This is a genomic window from Bartonella sp. EBT8 (assembly GCF_055796165.1).
This window is the reverse complement of the sequence record NZ_JBTTDJ010000055.1, coordinates 1-2,046: the sequence shown is the minus strand read 5'-3', so window position 1 is coordinate 2,046 and position 2,046 is coordinate 1. Positions and strand designations below refer to the sequence as shown.

Here is a 2,046-nt window from a genome sequence, read left to right as displayed (position 1 = left end):
CGCTTTTCTGCTGCAGTCAAAAATATGACATCACGTTTGCAAGGTGTTCAAAGTGCCCTTGGCACGGCGGCAAGCCGTGCTTCGCTCTTTACCGGTGCTTTAGGGCTTGCCGGTGGAGGTCTTATAGCAAGTGTCACCGCCCTCACCATGAAAACCATGCATCTTGGGGATAGTCTTCATCACGCATCTCGGCATTTGGGAATGAGTGTTACAGCACTGCAATTATGGGGTGATGCAGCAGACAACTCAGGATACTCTGCTGAACTTTTTCAACAATCCTTAGCAACTTTAAATAGGCGTTCGGCACAAGCATATGCCGGACAAAAAAGAGGCATTATGGGGTTTGAGGCACTTGGTATTTCTGTCAAAGATGCCTCTGGAAAACTCAAATCAAACTCTACCTTGTTAGAAGAAATTACCGACAAAATGAGTAAGATGAAAAACCAAGCGCAAAGACAGCATATTGCTGCTCTGCTGTTTGGTGGTGATGGCAAAGAAATGGCTGCCATGCTTGCACAAGGGATGGCTCCCATCAAAGAGCTGTTTGCAAAGGCGCGGAAAGGAAAATGGTTGATCGGTGCTGATGTCGCACGCTATGCCGCAGATTTGAGTGATAAGCTTGGTGCTTTTAAGAAAAAAATAGGGGGTATCGCTAGCTTTATTGGCGCCCGCTTTATGCCTGTAATCAATGATATGGTTGATGCTTTTGAAAAACTGATTGATGAAAACCGTGATCTCATACAAACAACCGTTGCTGGGTGGGCAAAAACCTTAAAAAAAGTCTTTAATGATTTGCTTAATCCTACCTCTGATTTGAGAAAAGGCATCAGCGATCTCACAAAGAGAATTAAAAGCTGGTTTTACTGGATGGAACCACTTGTTGGTGAAATAACCCTGTTAAAAATAGGACTTATAGCGCTTGGTTCCTTTATTTTTGGTCCACTCATTGCCGCATTAGCTGCCGCGGGAGCAGCGTTTGTCACGCTTGGCTATACAATCTTGACAACACCTATTGGTTGGCTCATTGGTGGTATTGCATTGCTTGTCGGAGCCGGATATCTCCTCTACAAAAACTGGGACAAAATCAATGGATGGTTGGCTGCATCCTTAACTGTCGTTGGCGCTGTTGTTATCAGACTGGCTGTTGCTTTTACAGGACCGCTGTTTTCAGCAATAGGTTCAGTTTGTTCAGCCTTTATGGGACTTATTGCAACTCTTGGAAAAGCCCTATTTTCAAAAATAATCGCGGCTGACAAAGCTTTTATAGGGCTTGCCAGAACCCTCGGTCAATCACTACTTTCAGCAACAAAATCAGTTTGTTCAGCATTTATGAGGCTTGCTGTAACTCTTGCAAGAACACTCTTTTCAGCCTTAGTCTCGGCTAGTTCAGCTCTTCTTTCGCTTGCTGCAACTCTTATAGGCTCTCTGCTTTCAGCAATAACTGCTGTTGGTTCTGCTTTTATATCGCTTGGGGTCGTAATCATGACAACTCCCGTAGGCTGGATAATCGGGGGCATTGCAGCGCTTGTCGCAGCTGGATATCTCCTCTACAAAAACTGGAATACAGTCGTAAATTTCATAAGCAAGTTATGGGATTCTTTTGCCAGTTTGTTCAGTAACACTTTCAGTAAACTTTTTACTCTCTTTAAAAAGTTTTCACCACTCTATTGGATAGCAAAAAAAATCAACGCATTGATTGATTGGTTGTTTGGCGTCAATTTAATGGATGCGGGAGCCAATCTCATTGGCAGCTTGTGGGATGGCATTAAAAGCCAGTGGACCGCTCTCTGCAATTGGTTTAGCGGCATGATAAGCTCATTAACCAGTTGGATGCCTGATTGGATGAAAGAAAAGCTTGGCTTCAATGTTTCAATCAACAAAACCTCAACAGAAACAATTAAAACCTTTACCGATGAAACCAATGCACGTGCAAAAAGAATGATGGAGACAGCGGTTGTACCCAAAAGCCCATCTGAAAAACGCAACAGTGGTTTTAATACAGGGACACTTGAGACAAGGCATATGGAAGCTCCAAATGCAAAAGTG

Annotated in this window: 1 protein-coding gene; it reads left to right on the top strand. The window is 43.5% G+C overall.

The window, feature by feature from the left end:
• A partial coding sequence (locus AC0QT4_RS08940; protein ID WP_473201322.1) for a phage tail tape measure protein occupies positions 1–2,046 on the top strand: 2,046 nt, incomplete at both ends.